Origin of the sequence: Streptomyces sp. NPDC051064, from assembly GCF_044455985.1 — a bacterium.
GTDB lineage: Bacteria > Actinomycetota > Actinomycetes > Streptomycetales > Streptomycetaceae > Streptomyces.
Window position 1 is genome coordinate 233,997 of record NZ_JBITFK010000002.1, and the last position, 23,964, is coordinate 257,960.

General features: G+C 67.8%; 22 protein-coding genes. 19 read left to right on the forward strand and 3 right to left on the reverse strand.

From position 1 onward, the window contains the following. The first annotated feature begins 78 nt into the window (after nucleotides 1–78). The 6 genes from rpoB to tuf all read left to right on the forward strand — a co-directional run bounded on the left by rpoB (nucleotide 79) and on the right by tuf (nucleotide 12,450). The gene (rpoB, locus tag ACIBCU_RS07855) at nucleotides 79–3,564 is read left to right on the forward strand and encodes a DNA-directed RNA polymerase subunit beta (RefSeq protein WP_362935057.1); all 3,486 of its coding nucleotides are present in this window, start codon (nucleotides 79–81) and stop codon (nucleotides 3,562–3,564) included. A 129-nt stretch (nucleotides 3,565–3,693) separates the two neighbouring features. Continuing rightward, nucleotides 3,694–7,593: a DNA-directed RNA polymerase subunit beta' gene (locus ACIBCU_RS07860; RefSeq protein WP_362935054.1), complete on the forward strand. Its 3,900-nt coding sequence runs from the start codon at nucleotides 3,694–3,696 to the stop codon at nucleotides 7,591–7,593. Between the two features lie 492 nt (nucleotides 7,594–8,085). After that, nucleotides 8,086–8,457 carry a 30S ribosomal protein S12 gene (rpsL, locus tag ACIBCU_RS07865; protein ID WP_003948652.1) on the forward strand — a complete coding sequence of 124 codons (372 nt, stop codon included), beginning with the start codon at nucleotides 8,086–8,088 and terminating at the stop codon, nucleotides 8,455–8,457. 2 nt (nucleotides 8,458–8,459) lie between these two features. Next, a complete protein-coding gene (gene rpsG, locus ACIBCU_RS07870; protein ID WP_018101248.1) occupies nucleotides 8,460–8,930 on the forward strand; it encodes a 30S ribosomal protein S7 in 471 nt (156 codons plus the stop codon). 38 nt (nucleotides 8,931–8,968) lie between these two features. Next, complete coding sequence (fusA, locus tag ACIBCU_RS07875) at nucleotides 8,969–11,098, forward strand: elongation factor G (RefSeq protein ID WP_362935051.1); 2,130 nt, start codon at nucleotides 8,969–8,971, stop codon at nucleotides 11,096–11,098. A 158-nt stretch (nucleotides 11,099–11,256) separates the two neighbouring features. Beyond that, nucleotides 11,257–12,450 (forward strand): elongation factor Tu, encoded by a 1,194-nt coding sequence (gene tuf, locus ACIBCU_RS07880; RefSeq protein WP_329231830.1) that lies wholly within the window; start codon nucleotides 11,257–11,259, stop codon nucleotides 12,448–12,450. Nucleotides 12,451–12,559: 109 nt separating this feature from the next. Here tuf and ACIBCU_RS07885 read toward each other — a convergent pair whose 3' ends face one another. Then, nucleotides 12,560–14,545, reverse strand: coding sequence for a PIG-L family deacetylase (locus tag ACIBCU_RS07885; protein WP_399230874.1), 1,986 nt, complete (start codon nucleotides 14,543–14,545; stop codon nucleotides 12,560–12,562). Between the two features lie 312 nt (nucleotides 14,546–14,857). On the opposite strand from ACIBCU_RS07885, the gene ACIBCU_RS07890 reads away from it, so the two are divergent. Continuing rightward, nucleotides 14,858–16,018, forward strand: coding sequence for a hypothetical protein (locus ACIBCU_RS07890; RefSeq protein ID WP_362935048.1), 1,161 nt, complete (start codon nucleotides 14,858–14,860; stop codon nucleotides 16,016–16,018). Between the two features lie 29 nt (nucleotides 16,019–16,047). Here ACIBCU_RS07890 and ACIBCU_RS07895 read toward each other — a convergent pair whose 3' ends face one another. Further along, nucleotides 16,048–16,503, reverse strand: a complete 456-nt coding sequence (locus tag ACIBCU_RS07895) for a GNAT family N-acetyltransferase (RefSeq protein WP_362935045.1) — start codon at nucleotides 16,501–16,503, stop codon at nucleotides 16,048–16,050. A gap of 55 nt (nucleotides 16,504–16,558) precedes the next feature. After that, nucleotides 16,559–17,530: an alpha/beta hydrolase fold domain-containing protein gene (locus ACIBCU_RS07900; RefSeq protein ID WP_399230032.1), complete on the reverse strand. Its 972-nt coding sequence runs from the start codon at nucleotides 17,528–17,530 to the stop codon at nucleotides 16,559–16,561. 185 nt (nucleotides 17,531–17,715) lie between these two features. On the opposite strand from ACIBCU_RS07900, the gene ACIBCU_RS07905 reads away from it, so the two are divergent. From ACIBCU_RS07905 to rpsQ, 12 genes are all read left to right on the forward strand, one after another. Next, complete coding sequence (locus tag ACIBCU_RS07905) at nucleotides 17,716–18,174, forward strand: MarR family winged helix-turn-helix transcriptional regulator (RefSeq protein ID WP_399230034.1); 459 nt, start codon at nucleotides 17,716–17,718, stop codon at nucleotides 18,172–18,174. Nucleotides 18,175–18,617: 443 nt separating this feature from the next. Continuing rightward, complete coding sequence (rpsJ, locus tag ACIBCU_RS07910; RefSeq protein ID WP_003948644.1) at nucleotides 18,618–18,926, forward strand: 30S ribosomal protein S10; 309 nt, start codon at nucleotides 18,618–18,620, stop codon at nucleotides 18,924–18,926. Nucleotides 18,927–18,940: 14 nt separating this feature from the next. Beyond that, a complete protein-coding gene (gene rplC / locus ACIBCU_RS07915; RefSeq protein WP_014154591.1) occupies nucleotides 18,941–19,585 on the forward strand; it encodes a 50S ribosomal protein L3 in 645 nt (214 codons plus the stop codon). 4 nt (nucleotides 19,586–19,589) lie between these two features. Next, a complete protein-coding gene (gene rplD / locus ACIBCU_RS07920) occupies nucleotides 19,590–20,240 on the forward strand; it encodes a 50S ribosomal protein L4 (RefSeq protein WP_099173849.1) in 651 nt (216 codons plus the stop codon). Continuing rightward, nucleotides 20,240–20,563, forward strand: a complete 324-nt coding sequence (rplW, locus tag ACIBCU_RS07925; protein ID WP_014154589.1) for a 50S ribosomal protein L23 — start codon at nucleotides 20,240–20,242, stop codon at nucleotides 20,561–20,563. The genes rplD and rplW overlap by 1 nt, the downstream gene beginning before the upstream one ends. Nucleotides 20,564–20,602: 39 nt before the next feature. After that, the gene (gene rplB, locus ACIBCU_RS07930) at nucleotides 20,603–21,439 is read left to right on the forward strand and encodes a 50S ribosomal protein L2 (protein ID WP_099173848.1); all 837 of its coding nucleotides are present in this window, start codon (nucleotides 20,603–20,605) and stop codon (nucleotides 21,437–21,439) included. A 12-nt stretch (nucleotides 21,440–21,451) separates the two neighbouring features. Beyond that, nucleotides 21,452–21,733, forward strand: a complete 282-nt coding sequence (rpsS, locus tag ACIBCU_RS07935) for a 30S ribosomal protein S19 (protein WP_003966956.1) — start codon at nucleotides 21,452–21,454, stop codon at nucleotides 21,731–21,733. A gap of 43 nt (nucleotides 21,734–21,776) precedes the next feature. After that, complete coding sequence (gene rplV / locus ACIBCU_RS07940) at nucleotides 21,777–22,124, forward strand: 50S ribosomal protein L22 (RefSeq protein ID WP_056552397.1); 348 nt, start codon at nucleotides 21,777–21,779, stop codon at nucleotides 22,122–22,124. Beyond that, nucleotides 22,124–22,960 carry a 30S ribosomal protein S3 gene (gene rpsC, locus ACIBCU_RS07945; protein WP_014047784.1) on the forward strand — a complete coding sequence of 279 codons (837 nt, stop codon included), beginning with the start codon at nucleotides 22,124–22,126 and terminating at the stop codon, nucleotides 22,958–22,960. The genes rplV and rpsC overlap by 1 nt, the downstream gene beginning before the upstream one ends. A gap of 5 nt (nucleotides 22,961–22,965) precedes the next feature. After that, nucleotides 22,966–23,385: a 50S ribosomal protein L16 gene (gene rplP, locus ACIBCU_RS07950; protein ID WP_014154587.1), complete on the forward strand. Its 420-nt coding sequence runs from the start codon at nucleotides 22,966–22,968 to the stop codon at nucleotides 23,383–23,385. After that, nucleotides 23,385–23,609, forward strand: a complete 225-nt coding sequence (gene rpmC / locus ACIBCU_RS07955) for a 50S ribosomal protein L29 (protein ID WP_014047786.1) — start codon at nucleotides 23,385–23,387, stop codon at nucleotides 23,607–23,609. The genes rplP and rpmC overlap by 1 nt, the downstream gene beginning before the upstream one ends. Further along, a complete protein-coding gene (rpsQ, locus tag ACIBCU_RS07960) occupies nucleotides 23,609–23,893 on the forward strand; it encodes a 30S ribosomal protein S17 (RefSeq protein WP_069171155.1) in 285 nt (94 codons plus the stop codon). Before rpmC ends, rpsQ begins: the two co-directional genes overlap by 1 nt. The last annotated feature ends 71 nt before the right edge of the window (nucleotides 23,894–23,964 follow it).

A 23,964-nucleotide genomic window follows, 5' to 3' on the forward strand; every position in this document is an offset into this window, starting at 1 on the left:
CCTTGGGATTCCTGTCTCTGTGTGCGGCTTGGGGCCGGTACGCGCGTAGTGAGTCCGAGCCCTCGGAAGGACCCCCTCTTGGCCGCCTCGCGCAACGCCTCGACCTCGAATACGAACAACGGTGCCAGCACCGCCCCGCTGCGCATCTCTTTTGCAAAGATCAAGGAGCCCCTCGAGGTTCCGAACCTCCTCGCGCTGCAGACCGAGAGCTTTGACTGGCTCCTCGGCAATGCCGCCTGGAAGGCTCGCGTCGAGGCTGCTCTGGACAGCGGACAAGACGTCCCCACCAAGTCCGGCCTGGAGGAAATCTTCGAGGAGATCTCCCCGATCGAGGACTTCTCCGGGTCGATGTCGCTCACCTTCCGCGACCACCGCTTCGAGCCCCCGAAGAACTCGATCGACGAGTGCAAGGAGCGCGACTTCACGTTCGCCGCGCCGCTCTTCGTCACGGCCGAGTTCACCAACAACGAGACCGGCGAGATCAAGTCCCAGACGGTCTTCATGGGCGACTTCCCGCTCATGACCAACAAGGGCACCTTCGTCATCAACGGCACCGAGCGTGTCGTCGTGTCGCAGCTCGTGCGCTCGCCGGGTGTCTACTTCGACTCCTCCATCGACAAGACGTCCGACAAGGACATCTTCTCCGCCAAGATCATCCCGTCCCGGGGTGCCTGGCTGGAGATGGAGATCGACAAGCGCGACATGGTCGGTGTCCGTATCGACCGCAAGCGCAAGCAGTCCGTCACCGTCCTCCTGAAGGCTCTCGGCTGGACCACCGAGCAGATCCTCGAGGAGTTCGGCGAGTACGAGTCGATGCGCGCCACCCTGGAGAAGGACCACACCCAGGGCCAGGACGACGCGCTGCTCGACATCTACCGCAAGCTGCGTCCGGGCGAGCCGCCCACGCGCGAGGCCGCTCAGACGCTGCTCGAGAACCTCTACTTCAACCCGAAGCGCTACGACCTCGCGAAGGTCGGCCGCTACAAGGTGAACAAGAAGCTCGGCGCCGAAGAGCCGCTCGACGCCGGTGTCCTCACCAGCGACGACATCATCGCCACCATCAAGTACCTGGTGAAGCTGCATGCCGGTGAGGCCGAGACCGTCGGTGAGTCCGGCCGCTCGATCATGGTCGAGACCGACGACATCGACCACTTCGGCAACCGCCGTATCCGTAACGTCGGTGAGCTGATCCAGAACCAGGTCCGTACGGGTCTCGCCCGTATGGAGCGCGTCGTGCGCGAGCGCATGACCACTCAGGACGTCGAGGCGATCACGCCGCAGACCCTGATCAACATCCGGCCGGTCGTCGCCTCCATCAAGGAGTTCTTCGGCACCAGCCAGCTGTCCCAGTTCATGGACCAGAACAACCCGCTGTCGGGTCTGACGCACAAGCGTCGTCTCAACGCCCTCGGCCCGGGTGGTCTCTCCCGTGAGCGGGCCGGCTTCGAGGTCCGTGACGTTCACCCGTCGCACTACGGCCGCATGTGCCCGATCGAGACGCCCGAAGGCCCGAACATCGGTCTGATCGGCTCGCTGGCCTCCTACGGGCGCATCAACCCGTTCGGCTTCATCGAGACGCCGTACCGCAAGGTCGTCGAGGGCGTCGTCACCGACGACGTCGACTACCTGACGGCCGACGAAGAGGACCGCTTCGTGATCGCCCAGGCGAACGCGACGCTCTCCGAGGACATGCGCTTCACCGAGGCCCGTGTCCTGGTCCGCCGTCGTGGCGGCGAGATCGACTACATCCCCGGCGACGACGTCGACTACATGGACGTCTCGCCGCGCCAGATGGTGTCGGTCGCCACCGCGATGATCCCGTTCCTCGAGCACGACGACGCCAACCGTGCCCTCATGGGCGCGAACATGATGCGTCAGGCCGTCCCGCTCATCAAGAGCGAGGCGCCGCTGGTCGGCACCGGCATGGAGTACCGCTGTGCCACCGACGCCGGTGACGTGCTCAAGGCCGAGAAGGCGGGTGTGGTCCAGGAGGTCTCCGCGGACTACATCACCGTGACGAACGACGACGGCACGTACACCACGTACCGCATCTCGAAGTTCTCGCGCTCCAACCAGGGCACCTCGGTCAACCAGAAGGTCGTCGTCTCCGAGGGCGACCGCGTGATCGAGAGCCAGGTCCTCGCCGACGGGCCGGCCACCGAGAACGGTGAGATGGCGCTCGGCAAGAACCTGCTCGTGGCGTTCATGCCGTGGGAGGGTCACAACTACGAGGACGCGATCATCCTGTCGCAGCGCCTCGTGCAGGACGACGTCCTCTCCTCGATCCACATCGAGGAGCACGAGGTCGACGCCCGTGACACCAAGCTCGGCCCGGAGGAGATCACCCGGGACATCCCGAACGTCTCCGAGGAGGTCCTCGCCGACCTCGACGAGCGCGGCATCATCCGTATCGGTGCCGAGGTCGTCGCCGGCGACATCCTCGTCGGCAAGGTCACGCCCAAGGGTGAGACCGAGCTGACCCCGGAGGAGCGTCTGCTCCGCGCGATCTTCGGTGAGAAGGCGCGCGAGGTGCGCGACACCTCGCTGAAGGTCCCGCACGGCGAGATCGGCAAGGTCATCGGCGTCCGCGTCTTCGACCGCGAAGAGGGCGACGAGCTGCCGCCGGGCGTGAACCAGCTGGTCCGCGTCTACGTCGCGCAGAAGCGCAAGATCACCGATGGTGACAAGCTCGCCGGCCGTCACGGCAACAAGGGCGTCATCTCGAAGATCCTCCCGATCGAGGACATGCCGTTCCTGGAGGACGGCACCCCGGTCGACATCATCCTCAACCCGCTGGGTGTCCCGTCCCGAATGAACCCGGGACAGGTCCTGGAGATCCACCTCGGCTGGCTCGCCAGCCGCGGATGGGACGTCTCCGGCCTCGGTGACGAGTGGGCCAAGCGCCTGCAGGCCATCGGCGCCGACCAGGTCGCCCCCGGCACCAACGTCGCCACGCCCGTCTTCGACGGTGCGCGCGAGGACGAGATCACCGGCCTCTTCCAGGCCACGATCCCGAACCGCGACGGCGACCGGCTGGTCCAGCCCTCGGGCAAGGCCAACCTGTACGACGGCCGCTCCGGCGAGCCGTTCCCCGAGCCGGTCTCGGTCGGCTACATGTACATCCTCAAGCTGCACCACCTGGTCGACGACAAGCTCCACGCGCGCTCGACCGGCCCGTACTCCATGATCACGCAGCAGCCGCTGGGTGGTAAGGCGCAGTTCGGTGGGCAGCGATTCGGTGAGATGGAGGTGTGGGCCCTTGAGGCTTACGGCGCCGCATACGCCCTCCAGGAACTGCTGACGATCAAGTCCGACGACGTGACCGGCCGCGTGAAGGTCTACGAGGCGATCGTCAAGGGCGAGAACATCCCCGAGCCCGGTATCCCCGAGTCCTTCAAGGTGCTCATCAAGGAGATGCAGTCGCTCTGCCTCAACGTGGAGGTGCTGTCCTCGGACGGTATGTCCATCGAGATGCGCGACACGGACGAGGACGTCTTCCGCGCGGCGGAGGAGCTCGGTATCGACCTGTCCCGGCGCGAGCCGAGCAGCGTCGAAGAGGTCTGACGGGTTGTCCGGCCGGATCCTCGTGATCCGGCCGGCTCTCCCCGGACCCGTTCAGACCATTGCTGAAGTGCCCCGATTTCTCGCGTGAAGCGAGGGGGCTCGAACCCCCGAAAGAGGGATTGACGACAAGTGCTCGACGTCAACTTCTTCGACGAGCTGCGGATCGGCCTTGCCACCGCGGACGACATCCGGACCTGGTCCCACGGCGAAGTGAAGAAGCCGGAGACCATCAACTACCGCACGCTCAAGCCCGAAAAGGACGGACTCTTCTGCGAGAAGATCTTCGGTCCGACCCGGGACTGGGAGTGCTACTGCGGCAAGTACAAGCGTGTCCGCTTCAAGGGCATCATCTGTGAGCGCTGTGGCGTAGAGGTCACGCGCGCCAAGGTGCGCCGTGAGCGCATGGGTCACATCGAGCTTGCCGCTCCCGTCACCCACATCTGGTACTTCAAGGGTGTCCCGTCGCGTCTGGGCTACCTGCTGGACCTCGCGCCGAAGGACCTCGAGAAGGTCATCTACTTCGCCGCGTACATGATCACGTTCGTCGACGAGGAGCGCCGCACGCGTGACCTCCCGTCGCTGGAGGCGCACGTCTCCGTCGAGCGTCAGCAGGTCGAGAACCGCCGTGACTCGGACCTCGAGAACCGTGCCAAGAAGCTCGAGACCGACCTGGCCGAGCTCGAGGCCGAGGGCGCCAAGGCCGACGTACGCCGCAAGGTGCGCGAAGGTGCCGAGCGTGAGATGAAGCAGCTGCGTGACCGTGCGCAGCGCGAGATCGACCGTCTCGACGAGGTGTGGAGCCGCTTCAAGAACCTCAAGGTCCAGGACCTCGAGGGCGACGAGCTGCTCTACCGCGAGCTGCGTGACCGCTTCGGCACGTACTTCGACGGCTGCATGGGCGCCGCCGCCCTGCAGAAGCGCCTGGAGTCCTTCGACCTCGACGAGGAGGCCGAGCGCCTCCGCGAGATCATCCGTACCGGCAAGGGCCAGAAGAAGACCCGTGCGCTCAAGCGCCTCAAGGTCGTCTCCGCGTTCCTGCAGACCAGCAACAAGCCCAAGGGCATGGTGCTCGACTGCGTGCCGGTCATCCCGCCGGACCTGCGTCCGATGGTGCAGCTGGACGGTGGCCGCTTCGCGACCTCCGACCTGAACGACCTGTACCGCCGTGTGATCAACCGCAACAACCGCCTGAAGCGGCTTCTCGACCTCGGTGCGCCCGAGATCATCGTGAACAACGAGAAGCGCATGCTCCAGGAGGCCGTGGACGCCCTCTTCGACAACGGTCGTCGTGGTCGCCCGGTCACCGGTCCCGGTAACCGTCCCCTGAAGTCCCTCAGCGACATGCTGAAGGGCAAGCAGGGCCGTTTCCGTCAGAACCTCCTCGGCAAGCGCGTGGACTACTCCGCGCGTTCCGTGATCGTCGTCGGTCCGCAGCTCAAGCTGCACCAGTGCGGTCTGCCGAAGGCGATGGCGCTGGAGCTCTTCAAGCCGTTCGTGATGAAGCGCCTGGTGGACCTGAACCACGCGCAGAACATCAAGTCGGCCAAGCGCATGGTCGAGCGTGGCCGCACCGTCGTGTACGACGTCCTCGAAGAGGTCATCGCCGAGCACCCGGTGCTGCTGAACCGCGCGCCCACCCTGCACCGCCTCGGCATCCAGGCCTTCGAGCCGCAGCTGGTCGAGGGCAAGGCCATCCAGATCCACCCGCTCGTCTGCACCGCGTTCAACGCGGACTTCGACGGTGACCAGATGGCCGTGCACCTGCCGCTCTCCGCGGAGGCGCAGGCCGAGGCCCGCATCCTGATGCTGTCCTCGAACAACATCCTGAAGCCGGCCGACGGCCGTCCCGTCACCATGCCGACCCAGGACATGGTGCTGGGCCTCTTCTTCCTCACCACGGACGAAGAGGGCCGCAACGTCAAGGGCACGGACCGCGCGTTCGGCTCCACGGCCGAGGCCACCATGGCCTTCGACGCCCGCGAGCTGTCGCTCCAGGCGAAGGTCGACATCCGCTTCCCGGTGGGCACCATGCCCCCGCGTGGCTGGGTGCCGCCGGTCGCCGAGGAGGGCGAGCCCGAGTACCAGCCGGGTGACACCTTCCGGCTGCGTACGAGCCTGGGCCGCGCGCTCTTCAACGAGCTGCTGCCCGAGGACTACCCGTTCGTCGACTACTCGGTGGGCAAGAAGCAGCTCTCCGAGATCGTCAACGACCTGGCCGAGCGCTACCCCAAGGTCATCGTGGCGGCGACGCTCGACAACCTGAAGGCGGCCGGTTTCCACTGGGCGACCCGCTCCGGTGTGACCGTGGCCATCTCCGACGTCGTCGTGCCCGAGGCCAAGAAGGCCATCGTCAAGGGCTACGAGGAGCAGGACGAGAAGGTCCAGAAGCAGTACGAGCGCGGTCTCATCACCAAGGACGAGCGCACGCAGGAGCTCATCGCGATCTGGACCAAGGCGACCAACGAGGTTGCCGAGGCGATGAACGCGAACTTCCCGAAGACGAACCCCATCTTCATGATGGTCGACTCGGGTGCCCGAGGAAACATGATGCAGATGCGTCAGATCGCGGGTATGCGTGGTCTGGTGTCGAACGCCAAGAACGAGACGATTCCCCGTCCCATCAAGGCGTCCTTCCGTGAGGGCCTCACCGTTCTGGAGTACTTCATCTCCACGCACGGTGCCCGTAAGGGTCTGGCGGACACCGCCCTGCGTACCGCCGACTCGGGTTACCTGACCCGTCGTCTGGTGGACGTCTCGCAGGACGTGATCATCCGCGAGGAGGACTGCGGCACCGACCGTGGCCTCAAGCTGAAGATCGCCGTCAAGGGCGCCGACGGTGTCCTCCGCAAGACGGACGACGTCGAGACCTCGGTCTACGCCCGCATGCTCGCCGAGGACGTCGTCGTCGACGGCAAGGTCATCGCGCCTGCCAACGTCGACCTCGGTGACGTCCTGATCGACGCCCTCGTGGGCGCCGGCGTCGAGGAGGTCAAGACCCGCTCGGTCCTGACCTGTGAGTCCGCGGTCGGCACCTGTGCCTTCTGCTACGGACGCTCGCTCGCCACCGGCAAGCTGGTCGACATCGGTGAGGCGGTCGGCATCATCGCCGCCCAGTCCATCGGTGAGCCCGGTACCCAGCTGACGATGCGTACCTTCCACACCGGTGGTGTGGCCGGTGACGACATCACGCAGGGTCTGCCGCGTGTCGTCGAGCTCTTCGAGGCGCGTACGCCCAAGGGTGTCGCCCCGATCTCGGAGGCCAAGGGCCGTGTCCGGATCGAGGAGACCGAGAAGACCAAGAAGCTCGTCGTCACCCCGGACGACGGCAGCGAGGAGACGGCGTTCCCGATCTCCAAGCGTGCCCGTCTCCTGGTCGGCGAGGGCGACGCGGTCGAGGTGGGCCAGAAGCTCACCGTCGGTGCCACCAACCCGCACGACGTGCTGCGGATCCTCGGTCAGCGCGCGGTCCAGGTCCACCTGGTCGGCGAGGTCCAGAGGGTCTACAACTCGCAGGGTGTGTCGATCCACGACAAGCACATCGAGATCATCATCCGGCAGATGCTGCGCCGTGTGACGATCATCGAGTCCGGCGACGCGGAGCTGCTGCCGGGCGAGCTCGTCGAGCGCTCGAAGTTCGAGACCGAGAACCGTCGTGTGGTCACCGAGGGCGGTCACCCCGCCTCCGGCCGTCCGCAGCTGATGGGTATCACCAAGGCCTCGCTCGCCACCGAGTCGTGGCTGTCGGCGGCGTCCTTCCAGGAGACCACCAGGGTCCTGACCGACGCGGCGATCAACGCCAAGTCGGACTCCCTGATCGGCCTCAAGGAGAACGTCATCATCGGTAAGCTCATCCCGGCCGGTACGGGTCTCTCCCGCTACCGCAACATCCGGGTCGAGCCGACCGAGGAAGCCAAGGCCGCGATGTACTCGGCCGTCGGCTACGACGACATCGACTACTCGCCGTTCGGCACGGGCTCCGGCCAGGCCGTTCCGCTGGAGGACTACGACTACGGTCCGTACAACCAGTAGAAGTGAGTGAGAAGGGCGCCCACCCCGTCACGTACGGGGTGGGCGCCCTTCTGCGTGCCCGGGGTCGGCCGTCGTGAGGTCGGTCACCCGGGGTGACCTGTAGCCGGCCGGGGCCTGTCGGGCCTCCGACGCGGTGGCGGGGCGCGGTAGAGTCGTTCATGCTGGTGAGAGGGGCTGTGCCGACCGAAGGGCCGTCGCCGGAGGCGGGCGTCGTGCCCGGTGGTGCCGGGCCCCAGGGACGGGGAGCCCGGGGTGGACGGCATTTGTTTTGACCCAGCTCCGTGAGGTAGGTACGCTCAAGCCTTGTGCCTGGGGTGTGCCTGGGCTCGGGTGCGTGTCCTCAACCGCATGGCGAGTCCGTAAGTGGCCACCGCAATCTGTGTTCCGTCTGCCTTCCAGCAGGGGCGTGCAGTGTTCGACACACCCGACCGCGTGGGTCGGTGACTGTTCCAGGTTAGTTTCACCGAACGGCACACAGAAACCGGAGAAGTAGTGCCTACGATCCAGCAGCTGGTCCGGAAGGGCCGGCAGGACAAGGTCGAGAAGAACAAGACGCCCGCGCTCGAGGGTTCGCCCCAGCGTCGTGGCGTCTGCACGCGTGTGTTCACGACCACCCCGAAGAAGCCGAACTCGGCCCTCCGTAAGGTCGCGCGTGTGCGTCTGACCTCCGGTATCGAGGTCACGGCCTACATCCCGGGTGAGGGACACAACCTGCAGGAGCACTCCATCGTGCTCGTGCGTGGCGGCCGTGTGAAGGACCTGCCGGGTGTTCGTTACAAGATCATCCGCGGTTCGCTCGACACCCAGGGTGTCAAGAACCGCAAGCAGGCCCGCAGCCGCTACGGCGCCAAGAAGGAGAAGTAAGAATGCCTCGTAAGGGCCCCGCCCCGAAGCGCCCGGTCATCATCGACCCGGTCTACAGCTCTCCTCTTGTCACCTCGCTGATCAACAAGATCCTCCTCGACGGCAAGCGTTCCACCGCCGAGCGGATCGTGTACGGCGCCATGGAAGGCCTCCGCGAGAAGACCGGCGCTGACCCGGTCATCACGCTGAAGCGCGCGCTTGAGAACGTCAAGCCCTCGCTCGAGGTCAAGTCCCGCCGTGTCGGTGGCGCCACCTACCAGGTGCCGATCGAGGTCAAGCCCGGTCGCGCCGCCACCCTCGCGCTCCGCTGGGTCGTCGGTTACTCCCGCGCCCGTCGCGAGAAGACCATGACCGAGCGCCTCATGAACGAGCTGCTCGACGCCTCCAACGGTCTTGGCGCTGCCGTCAAGAAGCGCGAGGACACCCACAAGATGGCCGAGTCCAACAAGGCCTTCGCGCACTACCGCTGGTAGTCGCTCACCCCATCGAGACCGAGAGAAGATTGAGCCTTATGGCCACCACTTCGCTTGACCTGGCCAAGGTCCGCAACATCGGGATCATGGCCCACATCGACGCGGGCAAGACGACCACCACCGAGCGGATCCTCTTCTACACCGGCGTTTCGTACAAGATCGGTGAAGTCCACGACGGCGCTGCCACGATGGACTGGATGGAGCAGGAGCAGGAGCGCGGCATCACGATCACGTCGGCCGCGACGACCTGTCACTGGCCGCTCAATGATGTTGACCACACCATCAACATCATCGACACCCCCGGTCACGTCGACTTCACCGTCGAGGTGGAGCGTTCGCTCCGCGTCCTCGACGGTGCCGTCACCGTGTTCGACGGTGTGGCCGGCGTCGAGCCGCAGTCCGAGACCGTCTGGCGTCAGGCGGACCGCTACGGCGTGCCGCGCATCTGCTTCGTCAACAAGCTCGACCGCACCGGCGCCGAGTTCCACCGCTGCGTCGACATGATCGTCGACCGCCTCGGTGCGGTTCCGCTGGTCATGCAGCTCCCCATCGGTGCCGAAGCCGACTTCAAGGGCGTCGTCGACCTCGTGTCGATGAAGGCCTTCGTGTGGTCGGACGAGGCCGCCAAGGGCGAGATGTACGACACCGTCGAGATCCCGGACACCCACAAGGAGGCCGCCGAGGAATGGCGCGGCAAGCTCCTTGAGGCCGTCTCGGAGAACGACGACCAGATGATGGAGCTGTACCTCGAGGGCGTCGAGCCCACCGAGGAGCAGCTGCACGAGGCGATCCGTCGGATCACCCTCGCGTCGAAGGGCTCGGCCGACTCCGTCACCGTGACCCCCGTCTTCTGTGGCACGGCGTTCAAGAACAAGGGCGTCCAGCCCCTGCTCGACGCGGTCGTCCGCTACCTGCCTTCCCCCCTGGACGTCGAGGCCATCGAAGGCCACGACGTCAAGGACCCGGAGCTGGTCATCAAGCGCAAGCCTTCGGACGACGAGCCGTTCTCCGGCCTGGCGTTCAAGATCGCGAGTGACCCGCACCTGGGCAAGCTCACCTTCGTCCGGATCTACTCCGGTCGCCTCGAGGCCGGCACCGCGGTGCTGAACTCGGTCAAGGGCAAGAAGGAGCGCATCGGCAAGATCTACCGCATGCACGCGAACAAGCGTGAGGAGATCGCGTCGGTGGGCGCCGGTGACATCGTCGCCGTCATGGGCCTGAAGCAGACCACCACGGGTGAGACGCTGTCCGACGACAAGCACCCGGTGATCCTGGAGTCCATGGACTTCCCGGCGCCGGTCATCCAGGTCGCCATCGAGCCCAAGTCCAAGGGTGACCAGGAGAAGCTGGGTGTCGCCATCCAGCGGCTCTCGGAGGAGGACCCCTCCTTCCAGGTGCACTCCGACGAGGAGACCGGCCAGACCATCATCGGTGGTATGGGCGAGCTTCACCTCGAGGTGCTCGTCGACCGCATGAAGCGCGAGTTCCGCGTCGAGGCGAACGTCGGCAAGCCCCAGGTCGCGTACCGCGAGACGATCCGCAAGACCGTCGAGCGCATCGACTACACGCACAAGAAGCAGACTGGTGGTACCGGCCAGTTCGCGAAGGTGCAGATCGCCCTCGAGCCCATCGAGGGTGGCGACGCCTCCTACGAGTTCGTCAACAAGGTCACCGGTGGCCGTATCCCCCGTGAGTACATTCCCTCGGTGGACGCGGGTGCCCAGGAAGCCATGCAGTTCGGCATCCTGGCCGGCTACGAGATGGTGGGCGTCCGCGTCACCCTTCTCGACGGTGGTTACCACGAGGTCGACTCCTCGGAGCTCGCCTTCAAGATCGCCGGTTCGCAGGCGTTCAAGGAGGGTGCCCGCAAGGCGTCCCCCGTGCTCCTCGAGCCGATGATGGCCGTCGAGGTCACCACGCCCGAGGACTACATGGGCGATGTCATCGGCGACCTCAACTCCCGCCGTGGCCAGATCCAGGCCATGGAGGAGCGCAGCGGCGCTCGCGTCGTGAAGGGCCTCGTGCCCCTCTCGGAGATGTTCGGCTACGTCGGAGACCTCCGCAGCAAGACCTCGGGTCGCGCAAGCTACTCGATGCAGTTCGACTCCTACGCCGAGGTTCCGCGGAACGTCGCCGAGGAGATCATCGCGAAGGCCAAGGGCGAGTAACTCTTCCGAGCTCACGCTTTAGGCTTGTCACCGGAGCCCGGTCGGGCATTCGTCGCAGCGCGTAAGCAGCGTGGCGAATGCCCCCGGCACCGGCATTCCAGCAAAGATCACCTGGCGCCGATGAAGCAAGGCGTACAGAACCACTCAGGAGGACCCCAGTGGCGAAGGCAAAGTTCGAGCGGACTAAGCCGCACGTCAACATCGGCACCATCGGTCACATCGACCACGGTAAGACGACCCTCACGGCCGCCATTACCAAGGTGCTGCACGACGCGTACCCGGACCTGAACGAGGCCTCGGCCTTCGATCAGATCGACAAGGCTCCTGAAGAGCGCCAGCGCGGTATCACGATCTCGATCGCGCACGTCGAGTACCAGACGGAGTCGCGTCACTACGCGCACGTCGACTGCCCGGGTCACGCCGACTACATCAAGAACATGATCACGGGTGCGGCGCAGATGGACGGCGCCATCCTCGTGGTCGCGGCCACCGACGGCCCGATGCCGCAGACCAAGGAGCACGTGCTCCTGGCCCGCCAGGTAGGCGTGCCGTACATCGTCGTCGCGCTGAACAAGGCCGACATGGTGGACGACGAGGAGATCCTGGAGCTCGTCGAGCTCGAGGTTCGTGAGCTCCTCTCCGAGTACGAGTTCCCGGGCGACGACCTTCCGGTCGTCAAGGTCTCGGCGCTCAAGGCCCTCGAGGGCGACGCCGAGTGGGGCAAGACCGTTCTCGACCTGATGAAGGCCGTCGACGAGTCCATCCCGCAGCCCGAGCGTGACGTCGAGAAGCCGTTCCTCATGCCGATCGAGGACGTCTTCACGATCACCGGTCGCGGTACGGTCGTCACCGGCCGCATCGAGCGTGGTGTCCTCAAGGTCAACGAGACCGTTGACATCGTGGGCATCAAGCAGGAGAAGACCACCACCACGGTCACCGGCATCGAGATGTTCCGCAAGCTGCTCGACGAGGGCCAGGCCGGTGAGAACGTCGGTCTGCTGCTTCGTGGCATCAAGCGCGAGGACGTCGAGCGCGGCCAGGTCATCATCAAGCCGGGTTCGGTCACGCCGCACACCGAGTTCCAGGCCCAGGCCTACATCCTGTCGAAGGACGAGGGTGGCCGTCACACCCCCTTCTTCAACAACTACCGCCCGCAGTTCTACTTCCGTACCACGGACGTGACGGGCGTTGTGACCCTTCCCGAGGGCACCGAGATGGTCATGCCGGGTGACAACACCCTCATGGACGTCGCGCTGATCCAGCCGGTCGCCATGGAAGAGGGCCTGAAGTTCGCCATCCGTGAGGGTGGCCGGACCGTGGGCGCCGGCCAGGTCACCAAGATCGTCAAGTAATCACCTGACTGTCTGACCTGGTTGCTCCGCACAGAGCACCGAGAGGGGCCCCGGCCCGCCGCGCGAGCGGTGGGACGGGGCCCCTCTTCTGTGTGCGTGGGCGTACGGGTTACGGGCGCCACGTCCAGGGAAGCGCGTCCGTCCCCAGCCCCACCACCACCGGGCGGCCGTCGTCGCCGACCCGGAGCGCGGCTCCGTCCAGTGCGACGGGCCCGTGCGACCGCACCGAGAGCCGCGTGCCCGTACGGAGCTGGAGCAGGCCGCCGACCGTGCGGCCGAGCAGCGCGGGACCCGCGGCGGTCAGCTCCCCGTACCCGTCGAAGCCGGTGAGGTCCGTGGCCGCCCCGCCCCTGACTGCCGTCGTCACGGCCTGCGTCTGGCCCCGGTAGAACAGGTCGACGGACCCGTCCGCCGCCAACAGCGCCGTGGGCGCGTCACCCGGTACGGGGCCGGCGTCGATCTGCGTACGGGCGGTGAGCCAGGCGCCCGGAGTGTCCTGGGTCCAGTGGTGCACCGCGTGATGGCCCGCGGCGTACACATGGACCCGGCCGCTGCCGTCCACCACGGCGCTCAGGCCGTCCTGGACCTCGCCGCCGCCCAGGTCCCGCCACTCGCCCCAGCTCCGGTCAGCCTCCCGTACCCGGGTGCTGAGCCCCTTCTCCGCGTTGCGCACGAAGAGGTGGACCCGGCCGTCCGGTGCCGTGACGGCGACGGGAACGCCGGTGCGCCGCCCCTCGTCCCGGCCGGGGGAGGGGGTGCCGAGACCGCGCCAGGCGAGGAATCCGCCGCCCGGGGTGCTCCGCTCCAGCAGGACGATCTCGCGCTCGTTGTCGGCCCCGTGCCCGCCGAGCGCCGCGAACCGCAGCCCGAACAGGAGGAGGCCGCCGTCGCCCGTGGCGGTTGATCCCAGCGCCGGGGCGAGCGGGCCGCCGCCGAGGTCGCGGGGCGGGCCCCACACCCCGCCGACGGCGTCGGTCTCTCGCCACCGGACCAGGCGGAGCCCCACCACCGCGTACGCCGCGAGCCGCCCGCCGGGTTCGGCGGCCATGACGGTGCGGGCACCCGGATAGCGGTGGCGGGTGGAGCGGACCCAGCCCTTCCTGTTGGTCAGAGGCCGGTCGCCGCCCACGTTGTAGTCGCCGCACCCGGACGGATTGCCGCAGTCCCAGTCGGGCGAGCCGCCGTAGGGGACCAGGGCGGCGGCCTTCCCGTCGAGCACGCCTGGAGGCAGGTTCTTCGGCCAGTGCCGGTTGTAGTACCCGCGGAACGAGGTGACGACGAACCCCGGTATCCCCGCGCCGTCCCGCGTGCTCCTGGTGACCCGGCGGATCATCGCCGCCCAGGCGAAGCAGGCCGCCGCGGTGTGGTCGGCGTGGTCGGAGTACCCGTGCTGCTCACTGTCCGCCCGCCGGACCGCCTCGGTGCTGTGCTGGATGTCCGGATCCGGGTCCAGGGTGTGCACGACGGTGGGCTCGTAGCGCTCCAGCAGCCCGGCGAGGACGTCGATCAGCCCGTCGTACGTGTACGAGCCGGCGCGCCGCAGCGGTGAACCGTCGGGGACGACCGTGCGCAGGACCAGCCGGCGGTCCTGCCAGAGGCTGGGCAGTCCGAGCCGGTGGCGGCCGGTGTGCATGGCGGTGTCGAGGAAGATCAGCTCGACCCGGCGCACCCCGGCGGTCAGGGTGTTGACCTCGGCCCGGTGCCCGCCGTCGTGCTCGGTGGCGGAGATCTCCCAGGGGGCGAACTTATCCAGCCCGAGCAGGGTCGCGTACGCCTGTCGCAGGCCCTGGTGGCGCGCCGAGGAGTACGCGGCCTTGTCCGGCGCCGGGCGGGCCCGGCCGGGGATCTTGTTCACGCCGTCGGCCTCACCCGCCGTGAGGTACACGCAGACCAGTGGTGTCCCGGCGTCGAGGGCGCGCCGGGTGTCCGGGTTCATGAAGTACAGGTCGTCGTCCGGGTGGGCGAGTATCTGCATGAGCAGCGCACGCCGCTCGGTGCTGATGGGCCGGCCGGGCGCGGGATCCGGGGCGGGATCCGCACGCCGGGGCGCGGGGACCGAGCAGGCGCTGAGTGCCGCCCCCGCGGCGATCGTCATGACGGTGCGTCGTCGCACACCGTTTCCGGGCAGGGCAGGTCCATCCGTCACGCCACGCACTCCGTCCGCGTCCCCCCGCAGCGGGCGGGCGGGAGCCCAGGGCTGCGTGCTGTGGGTCAGTGCAGGTCAGGGCTGTGCGCCTGTTCCTGCGGGGGGATAGACGGGGATCCGGACGGCAGGGTTGCCCGGCGGATGCGCGAGGCCCCACGTCACGGTCACAAGAACGTCACGGAATGCCGTGTTCCCTTGTTCGTGTTCGCGCCCCCCGGATGAAGTTGCCCAGACAACTTCATGGGGGAGTGGGGCAGAACGATGAGCACGAGCACGCCAGGGGGACCTCCTGATCACGGCGACGGCACGGATCGCGTCTCCGACGAGCAGTGGGCGGAGCTGGTCCGGCGGGCGGAGGAGGGCGGGGCCGACGCGCCGAAGGAGCCCTCGGCCCGCGCCCGGATGGTCACCGCGCGGCTGCGCGCGCTGGACGAGGAGGCGGCGCGCGGGCAGCGCCGGGGCCGTAAGGGCAAGCCGGCCGAACAGTGGCAGCCGGAGGGCTGGCGCACGGGCCCGCAGATCGGGTACGGCCGTCCCCGGAGGAGCCGGCGCATCGCCGCGGTCCTGGGGTTCACCGTGGTGGTGGCGGCCCTTGTGGTCGCCATGCGACCGAGCCTGCTGACCGACCACCTGCCGGGAGGCGACGCCGCGCCGCTGCCCGCCGAGACCACGCCGCCGACCGCCGCCCCCGCCGACGGGTCCGCGCTGGACCGGCCCACGCGCGAAGAGCCGTTCCGTGGGTCGCCCGCGCTCCGCTGGGCGGACGGGGCGGCAGGCATCGAGATCCCGGATGCCGAGGCGGCCGGAGGGATGAGCAAGGACGAGGTCGAGCGCGCCCTTCGGGCGACCCGGCAGCTGCTCGTCGCCGCCAACCTGGATCCCGCCACCCTGCGGGGGGAGAAGCCCTACGAGGCGCTGAACCTGATCGACCCGCTGCAGAAGGGCGAGCGGGGGCGGCTGGAGCGGTCCCTGACGGAGCCCGGCGAGGACCAGGACCCGCTGATGATGTTCAGCCGGTTCGACCCGGACGAGGCAGGGCTGGCCGGGGACGTCGTGAAGACCCGCGGACGGATGACCTTCGAAGCGGGCGCCCCGGGCTCCGTCGAGGTGCACGCCGACTACACATTCGTCTACCCGCTGGTGAAGCCGGGCGGCGACGAGGTGGCGCGCACGATCGTGCGGCGAAAACTGACGACGGCGCTGCACGACCCGGAGCGGTTCGTGGCGACGCGGGGCAAGCTCTCCGTCGTCAGTTCCGAGCAGAACTTCGGCAACACCTCCTGCGAGGTGAACGACGGCTTCCTGCACCCGACCTTCCCGAGCGACATGCCGGAGCCGAGCCCCACGGGGCCGGACGTGGACCCGTACGACCGCAGCGAGTGGCAGCCCGACGGGTCCTGCGGGACGGTCACGCGTACGTGAGAGCCCGGCAGCGATGAGCCCCTCCGGATCTACCGGACGGGCCGCACCATGAACACGTCCACCGCGTCCTCCCGCTCCAGGACGAACCCGTGGCGCTCGTACAGCCTGCGGGCCGCGCTGCCCTGGAGGACGTTCAGGCGGACCGGCAGGCCGTCGGCGTCGGTGCGGGCCAGGAGCCGGGTGAGGACGGCGGTGCCGATGCCTCTGTCCTGGAGCTCCGGGGCGAGCAGGAAGTGCTCCAGCCACCAGCAGTCCTCGGAGGGCCGCAGGGCGACGCACCCCGCGACGGCCCCGTCGACCTCCACCACGGAGGTGTGCTCGGGGGCGTAGGCGTCACGCAGCCGCTGCCGGACGCGGTGCTCGTCGTACCGGCCCAGGCGCTCCAGGTCGGGACGCATGACGACGGCCCGGAGTTCGGCTATGGCCTCGACGTCGTCGGGCGTGGCGGGGCGCAGGCTCCAGGCCTGGGCGGTGCTCGTGGGCATGGCCGGATTCTGCCAGGCCTCCGTGGCCTGCCGCCGCGGAGGCCCGACGGCGGCCTCAGGCGGTGGAGAGCGCCGTGCGCAGGGTGGCGACGGCCTGGGCGATGGCGGCCTCGGCGGCGTGCGTCCCGCGCAGGGCGTTGAGCATCACGAAGTCGTGGATGACGCCGTGGTAGCGGACCGCGGTCACCGGCACCCCAGCCTCGCGCAGCTTGGCCGCGTACGCCTCGCCCTCGTCCCGCAGGACGTCGGCCTCACCGGTGATGACCAGGGCCGGCGGCAGACCGGTGAGCTGGTCGACGGTGGCGCGCAAGGGCGACGCGGTGATCTCGGCGCGCTGCCCCTCATCGGTCGTGTACTGGTCCCAGAACCACTGCATGGCGTCGCGGCGCAGGAAGTAGCCCTCGGCGAACTCGTGGTACGAGGGAGTGTCGAAGGCGGCGTCGGTGACCGGGTAGAACAGCACCTGGTGGGCGAAGGAGACGTCGCCGCGCTCCTTGGCGAGCAGGGTCAGGACCGTCGCCATGTTGCCGCCGACCGAATCCCCGGCCACGGCCAGCCGCGCCGGGTCGAGGCGGTGGGCCGCGCCCTCCGTGGTGATCCAGCGGGCGACCGTGTAGCTCTGCTCGACGGCCACGGGGTAGCGGGCCTCGGGGGAGAGGTCGTACTCGGGGAAGACGACGGCCGCCCGGGCCCCGACGGCCAGTTCCCGCACGAGGCGGTCATGCGTGTGGGCGTTGCCGAACACCCAGCCGGCTCCGTGGACGTAGAGCACGACGGGCAGCGGCCCCTCGGCGCCGGCGGGGCGCGTGACGCGGGCCCGGACCGATCCGGTCGGTCCGCCCTCGACGGTGACCCACTCCTGGGTGACGTCGGGTGCGTCGACGGGGCCGGACTGCACCTCGTCCACGGCCTTGCGGCCCTCGGCCGGACCGAGGTCGAAGAGGTACGGCGGGTTCGCCGTGGCCTCGGCGAAGGCGGCTGCCGCGGGTTCCAGTACGACCGGACGCGGGCTGGTCTGCTCGGACATGACGGGCTCCTCGGGAAAGGGCGGGGCGGCCGCCCGAAGCGGCGGCCACGGCAGAACCATAGCGCTCGACTAAGTCGTGCACAATTGAATCGAGCACGAAGCGATCGCGGACACCCGAAGGGCTACACTGAAAGATCCCTGTCGCCCCACGGGCCCGCCGTCGACGGAAGTGAGGAGTCCACCCCATGGCCAGCGCCACGAACACCCCGCCCACCGAGGGGTCGCTCCAGCTGCAGGACCAGCTCTGCTTCGCCCTCTATGCGGCCTCGCGGGCGGTGACGGCGCGCTACCGCCCGCTGCTGGACGAGCTGGGCCTGACGTACCCGCAGTACCTGGTGATGCTGGTCCTCTGGGAGCGGGACGCCGTCTCCGTGCGGGATCTGGGCGGAGCGCTGCAGCTGGAGTCGAGCACGCTCTCGCCGCTCCTCAAGCGCCTCGAGGCGAACGGTCTGGTCCGCCGCGAACGCCGGGAGGACGACGAGCGTTCGGTGGCGGTGCGCCTCACCGAGGCCGGCGTGGACCTGCGGGAGCGGGCGCGTGCGGTGCCTCTCGCCATAGGTGACGCGATGGGCCTGACGCCCGAGCAGGACGCCACCGCCAAGCATCTGCTCCGGCTGCTGACCGAGAACGTCACCCGCGGCTGACGCGCCGGGCGGGCGGATGTGCGCCCGGTCGTGACGGGCCTCGAAGCGTGCCCGCGTTTGACCGGTCCCCCGCAGGGGGTAAGATCCCCGGCCCGATTGGCCAGGCCCGCGAGCCGTATGGCACACTAGCCAGGTTGCTCGGTTGAGTGTCAATGCTGCGCGCCTCCCGCCGGGAGGACCGGAAGCGAGTCCCACAGTACTCGTCGACCCCATGCGGGTCGGACGTACGGGAATCTTTCGGGAAGTTCAGCAGGGCGCTGACCAGGCACCCGGTGGGGTTTCGCCCCCGGCAGCGCGGTTTCGGCCCGCACCCCCTTGGTTGGGAAATCCTTCGGGAGATCTTCGTAGAGGGGATGCGACACGCCCGACCGCGTGGGTCGGAGGCGGAGTTAAGAGAACTCCCGGGTTCCAGAGCGTTATGAGAGACAGGACTACTAGTAGCCATGGCGGGACAGAAGATCCGCATCCGGCTCAAGGCCTACGACCACGAGGTCATCGACTCCTCGGCGAAGAAGATCGTCGAGACGGTGACGCGCACTGGTGCGTCGGTCGCGGGCCCGGTGCCGCTGCCCACTGAGAAGAACGTGTACTGCGTCATCAAGTCGCCGCACAAGTACAAGGACTCTCGCGAGCACTTCGAGATGCGCACGCACAAGCGCCTCATCGACATTCTCGACCCCACGCCGAAGACGGTTGACTCGCTGATGCGCCTCGACCTGCCGGCAGGCGTCGACATCGAGATCAAGCTCTGAGGGGACGGGCCGAGATGAGCAAGAACATCAAGGGCGTCCTGGGCGAGAAGCTCGGCATGACCCAGGTCTGGGACGAGAACAACCGGGTTGTCCCGGTGACCGTCGTCAAGGCCGGTCCGTGCGTCGTGACGCAGGTCCGTACGAACGACAGCGACGGCTACGAGTCGGTTCAGATCGCCTTCGGCGAGATCGACCCGCGCAAGGTGAACAAGCCCCTCAAGGGCCACTTCGCCAAGGCCGACGTGACCCCGCGCCGCCACCTGGTGGAGCTCCGCACCCCTGACGCCAGCGAGTACACGCTGGGCCAGGAGGTCACTGCCGAGGTGTTCGAGTCCGGCGTCAAGGTCGACGTCACGGGCAAGAGCAAGGGCAAGGGCTTCGCCGGTGTCATGAAGCGTCACAACTTCAAGGGCCTCGGCGCCGGCCACGGCGTCCAGCGCAAGCACCGTTCCCCCGGTTCGATCGGTGGCTGCGCCACCCCTGGGCGTGTCTTCAAGGGCATGCGCATGGCCGGTCGGATGGGTAACGAGCGCGTCACCACCCAGAACCTGACCATCCACGCGGTTGACGCGGAGAAGGGTCTGCTGCTCATCAAGGGCGCGGTCCCCGGTCCGAACGGCGGCCTCGTCCTGGTCCGTACCGCGGCCAAGGGGGCTTGAGGTAATGAGCACCATTGACATCCTTTCGCCGGCAGGCGACAAGGCCGGTACCGTCGAGCTCCCCGCGGAGATCTTCGACGCGAAGACCAGCGTTCCGCTGATCCACCAGGTCGTCGTCGCACAGCTGGCAGCTGCCCGTCAGGGCACGCACAAGACCAAGAGCCGCGGCGAAGTCCGTGGTGGTGGGCGCAAGCCGTACCGCCAGAAGGGCACCGGCCGCGCGCGCCAGGGTTCGACCCGTGCGCCGCAGTTCGCCGGCGGTGGCGTCGTCCACGGCCCGCAGCCGCGTGACTACTCGCAGCGCACCCCGAAGAAGATGAAGGCCGCCGCCCTGCGCGGTGCCCTCTCGGACCGGGCGCGTCACTCCCGCATCCACGTCGTCACCGGCGTGGTCGAGGGTGGGATCTCCACCAAGGCCGCCAAGACGCTGCTCGGCAAGATCTCGGAGCGCAGCAACCTGCTCCTGGTCGTCGACCGCGCCGACGAGGCCGCGTGGCTGTCCGCGCGCAACCTGCCCCAGGTGCACATCCTGGAGCCGGGCCAGCTGAACACGTACGACGTGATCGTCTCTGACGACGTGGTCTTCACCCAGGCCGCTTTCGAGTCCTTCGTGTCTGGCCCCCAGACCGCTGAGACCGAAGGGAGCGCCGCCTGATGAGTGAGGCGACCGTTACCAGCAAGACCTACTCGGACCCGCGCGACGTTCTCGTCAAGCCGGTCGTGTCCGAGAAGAGCTACGCGCTGCTCGACGAGAACAAGTACACGTTCATCGTCGCGCCCGGCTCCAACAAGACCCAGATCAAGCAGGCCGTGGAAGCGGTCTTCTCGGTCAAGGTCACCGGGGTCAACACGATCAACCGGCAGGGTAAGCGCAAGCGCACCAAGACCGGTTTCGGCAAGCGCGCCGACACGAAGCGCGCCATCGTGACCCTCGCCGAGGGCGACCGTATCGACATCTTCGGCGGCCCGACCTCCTGACGGAGGTCGAGTCGTCCGGAATCGGACGAGGACTGAGAAATGGGTATCCGCAAGTACAAGCCGACGACCCCGGGCCGTCGTGGCTCCAGCGTCGCCGACTTTGTCGAGATCACGCGGTCCACGCCGGAGAAGTCGCTGGTCCGCCCCCTGCACAGCAAGGGCGGCCGTAACAACGCCGGTCGTGTGACCGTTCGCCACCAGGGTGGTGGCCACAAGCGCGCCTACCGCGTGATCGACTTCCGTCGTCACGACAAGGACGGCGTGCCGGCCAAGGTCGCGCACATCGAGTACGACCCCAACCGCACCGCGCGCATCGCGCTGCTGCACTACGCGGACGGCGAGAAGCGTTACATCGTCGCCCCCCGTGGTCTGTCGCAGGGTGACCGCGTCGAGAACGGTCCGGGCGCCGACATCAAGCCGGGCAACAACCTGGCGCTGCGCAACATCCCGGTCGGTACGACCATCCACGCCATCGAGCTGCGGCCCGGTGGCGGCGCGAAGTTCGCCCGTTCCGCGGGTGCCTCCGTGCAGCTGCTGGCGAAGGAGGGCACGATGGCCCACCTTCGTATGCCTTCCGGTGAGATCCGGCTGGTCGACGCCCGCTGCCGCGCCACCATCGGCGAGGTCGGCAACGCCGAGCAGTCGAACATCAACTGGGGCAAGGCCGGCCGCATGCGCTGGAAGGGCGTTCGCCCGACCGTCCGCGGTGTCGCGATGAACCCGGTTGACCACCCGCACGGTGGTGGTGAAGGCAAGACCTCCGGTGGACGTCACCCGGTCTCGCCGTGGGGTCAGAAGGAGGGTCGTACTCGCTCGCCGAAGAAGGCATCGAGCAAGTACATCGTCCGCCGCCGCAAGACGAACAAGAAGCGCTAGGAGCGGGTTTAGATGCCGCGCAGTCTCAAGAAGGGGCCCTTCGTCGACGGCCACCTCATCAAGAAGGTGGACGTACAGAACGAGGCAGGCACCAAGAACGTCATCAAGACCTGGTCCCGTCGCTCGATGATCGTCCCGGCAATGCTGGGCCACACCATCGCGGTGCACAACGGCAAGATCCATGTCCCGGTGTTCGTCACCGAGTCGATGGTCGGCCACAAGCTCGGCGAGTTCTCGCCGACTCGCACCTTCCGCGGCCACGTCAAGGACGACCGGAAGTCGAAGCGCCGCTAACCGCGGGGTGGAAACGACTATGACTTACACCGAAGGGACAACCATGGAAGCCAGGGCCCAGGCGCGGTACATCCGCGTCACGCCCATGAAGGCCCGCCGAGTGGTGGACCTCATCCGTGGCATGGACGCCACGGAGGCTCAGGCGGTCCTGCGTTTCGCCCCGCAGGCCGCGAGCGTGCCGGTTGGCAAGGTGCTTGACAGCGCCATCGCCAACGCTGCACACAACTACGACCACACCGACGCCTCTTCGCTGGTCATCAGCGAGGCGTTCGTGGACGAGGGTCCGACCCTGAAGCGGTTCCGTCCGCGTGCTCAGGGCCGTGCCTACCGGATCCGTAAGCGGACCAGCCACATCACCGTGGTCGTCAGCAGCAAGGAAGGAACCCGGTAATGGGCCAGAAGGTAAACCCGCACGGGTTCCGGCTCGGCATTACCACGGACTTCAAGTCCCGTTGGTACGCCGACAAGCTGTACAAGGACTACGTCAAGGAAGACGTCGCCATTCGTCGCATGATGACGAAGGGCATGGAGCGGGCCGGCATCTCGAAGGTCGAGATCGAGCGCACCCGCGACCGCGTCCGCGTTGACATCCACACCGCCCGCCCGGGCATCGTCATCGGCCGCCGTGGCGCCGAGGCCGACCGCATCCGTGGCGAGCTGGAGAAGCTGACCGGCAAGCAGGTCCAGCTGAACATCCTCGAGGTCAAGAACCCCGAGGTGGACGCTCAGCTGGTGGCCCAGGCCGTCGCCGAGCAGCTCTCCTCCCGTGTCTCCTTCCGTCGTGCCATGCGTAAGAGCATGCAGAGCACGATGAAGGCGGGCGCAAAGGGCATCAAGATCCAGTGCGGTGGCCGCCTCGGCGGCGCCGAGATGTCCCGCTCGGAGTTCTACCGCGAGGGCCGCGTGCCCCTGCACACGCTCCGTGCGAACGTCGACTACGGCTTCTTCGAGGCCAAGACGACCTTCGGCCGCATCGGCGTGAAGGTCTGGATCTACAAGGGCGACGTCAAGAACATCGCCGAGGTCCGCGCCGAGAACGCAGCGGCTCGCGCCGGCAACCGTCCGGCTCGTGGCGGCGCTGACCGCCCGGCCGGCCGTGGTGGCCGTGGTGGCGAGCGTGGCGGTCGCGGCCGCAAGCCGCAGCAGTCCGCGCCGGCAGCGGAGGCCCCCAAGGCCGACGCTCCCGCCGCCGCTGCTCCGGCTGAGAGCACCGGAACGGAGGCCTGACCGAAATGCTGATCCCCCGTAGGGTCAAGCACCGCAAGCAGCACCACCCGAAGCGCAGCGGTATGTCCAAGGGTGGCACGCAGGTTGCGTTCGGCGAGTACGGCATCCAGGCGCTGTCCCCGGCGTACGTGACGAACCGCCAGATCGAGGCAGCTCGTATCGCGATGACCCGCCACATCAAGCGTGGCGGCAAGGTCTGGATCAACATCTACCCGGACCGCCCCCTGACGAAGAAGCCTGCCGAGACCCGCATGGGTTCCGGTAAGGGTTCTCCCGAGTGGTGGATCGCGAACGTCAAGCCCGGTCGGGTGATGTTCGAGCTGTCCTACCCGAACGAGAAGATTGCTCGTGAGGCGCTCACCCGCGCTGCTCACAAGCTTCCGATGAAGTGCCGGATCGTTCGGCGCGAGGCAGGTGAGTCGTGATGTCGGCCGGTACCAAGGCGTCCGAGCTGCGCGAGCTGGGCAACGAGGAGCTTCTCAACAAGCTCCGCGAGGCCAAGGAAGAGCTGTTCAATCTCCGCTTCCAGGCGGCGACGGGCCAGCTCGAGAACCACGGTCGGCTCAAGTCCGTCCGTAAGGACATCGCCCGGATCTACACCCTGATGCGCGAGCGCGAGCTGGGCATCGAGACGGTGGAGAGCGTCTGATGAGCGAGAAGACTGTGACTGAGACCAACACCGACCGCGGTTTCCGTAAGACCCGTGAGGGTCTGGTCGTCAGCGACAAGATGGACAAGACTGTCGTCGTCGCTGTCGAGGACCGCGTCAAGCACGCGCTGTACGGCAAGGTCATCCGCCGTACGAACAAGCTCAAGGCCCACGACGAGCAGAACGCTGCAGGCGTCGGCGACCGCGTTGTCATCATGGAGACGCGTCCGCTGTCCGCCACGAAGCGCTGGCGCATCGTCGAGATCCTCGAGAAGGCCAAGTAATTCCTGAGGGGCATCCCCCTCAGGCAAGTTCCGCCAGGCTCGGCGGGGGCACCTTCACCGGAGCCCCCGCC

Excerpts from the sequence above, each read along its gene's own strand:
- rpsG (WP_018101248.1), top strand. The coding sequence starts at position 8,460 with ATGCCTCGTAAGGGCCCCGCCCCGAAGCGCCCGGTCATCATCGACCCG.
- fusA (WP_362935051.1), top strand. The coding sequence starts at position 8,969 with ATGGCCACCACTTCGCTTGACCTGGCCAAGGTCCGCAACATCGGGATC.
- ACIBCU_RS07885 (WP_399230874.1), bottom strand. The coding sequence starts at position 14,545 with ATGACGATCGCCGCGGGGGCGGCACTCAGCGCCTGCTCGGTCCCCGCG.
- ACIBCU_RS07890 (WP_362935048.1), top strand. The coding sequence starts at position 14,858 with ATGAGCACGAGCACGCCAGGGGGACCTCCTGATCACGGCGACGGCACG.
- ACIBCU_RS07895 (WP_362935045.1), bottom strand. The coding sequence starts at position 16,503 with ATGCCCACGAGCACCGCCCAGGCCTGGAGCCTGCGCCCCGCCACGCCC.
- ACIBCU_RS07900 (WP_399230032.1), bottom strand. The coding sequence starts at position 17,530 with ATGTCCGAGCAGACCAGCCCGCGTCCGGTCGTACTGGAACCCGCGGCA.
- ACIBCU_RS07905 (WP_399230034.1), top strand. The coding sequence starts at position 17,716 with ATGGCCAGCGCCACGAACACCCCGCCCACCGAGGGGTCGCTCCAGCTG.
- rpsJ (WP_003948644.1), top strand. The coding sequence starts at position 18,618 with ATGGCGGGACAGAAGATCCGCATCCGGCTCAAGGCCTACGACCACGAG.
- rplC (WP_014154591.1), top strand. The coding sequence starts at position 18,941 with ATGAGCAAGAACATCAAGGGCGTCCTGGGCGAGAAGCTCGGCATGACC.
- rplD (WP_099173849.1), top strand. The coding sequence starts at position 19,590 with ATGAGCACCATTGACATCCTTTCGCCGGCAGGCGACAAGGCCGGTACC.
- rplW (WP_014154589.1), top strand. The coding sequence starts at position 20,240 with ATGAGTGAGGCGACCGTTACCAGCAAGACCTACTCGGACCCGCGCGAC.
- rplB (WP_099173848.1), top strand. The coding sequence starts at position 20,603 with ATGGGTATCCGCAAGTACAAGCCGACGACCCCGGGCCGTCGTGGCTCC.
- rpsS (WP_003966956.1), top strand. The coding sequence starts at position 21,452 with ATGCCGCGCAGTCTCAAGAAGGGGCCCTTCGTCGACGGCCACCTCATC.
- rplV (WP_056552397.1), top strand. The coding sequence starts at position 21,777 with ATGGAAGCCAGGGCCCAGGCGCGGTACATCCGCGTCACGCCCATGAAG.
- rpsC (WP_014047784.1), top strand. The coding sequence starts at position 22,124 with ATGGGCCAGAAGGTAAACCCGCACGGGTTCCGGCTCGGCATTACCACG.
- rplP (WP_014154587.1), top strand. The coding sequence starts at position 22,966 with ATGCTGATCCCCCGTAGGGTCAAGCACCGCAAGCAGCACCACCCGAAG.
- rpmC (WP_014047786.1), top strand. The coding sequence starts at position 23,385 with ATGTCGGCCGGTACCAAGGCGTCCGAGCTGCGCGAGCTGGGCAACGAG.
- rpsQ (WP_069171155.1), top strand. The coding sequence starts at position 23,609 with ATGAGCGAGAAGACTGTGACTGAGACCAACACCGACCGCGGTTTCCGT.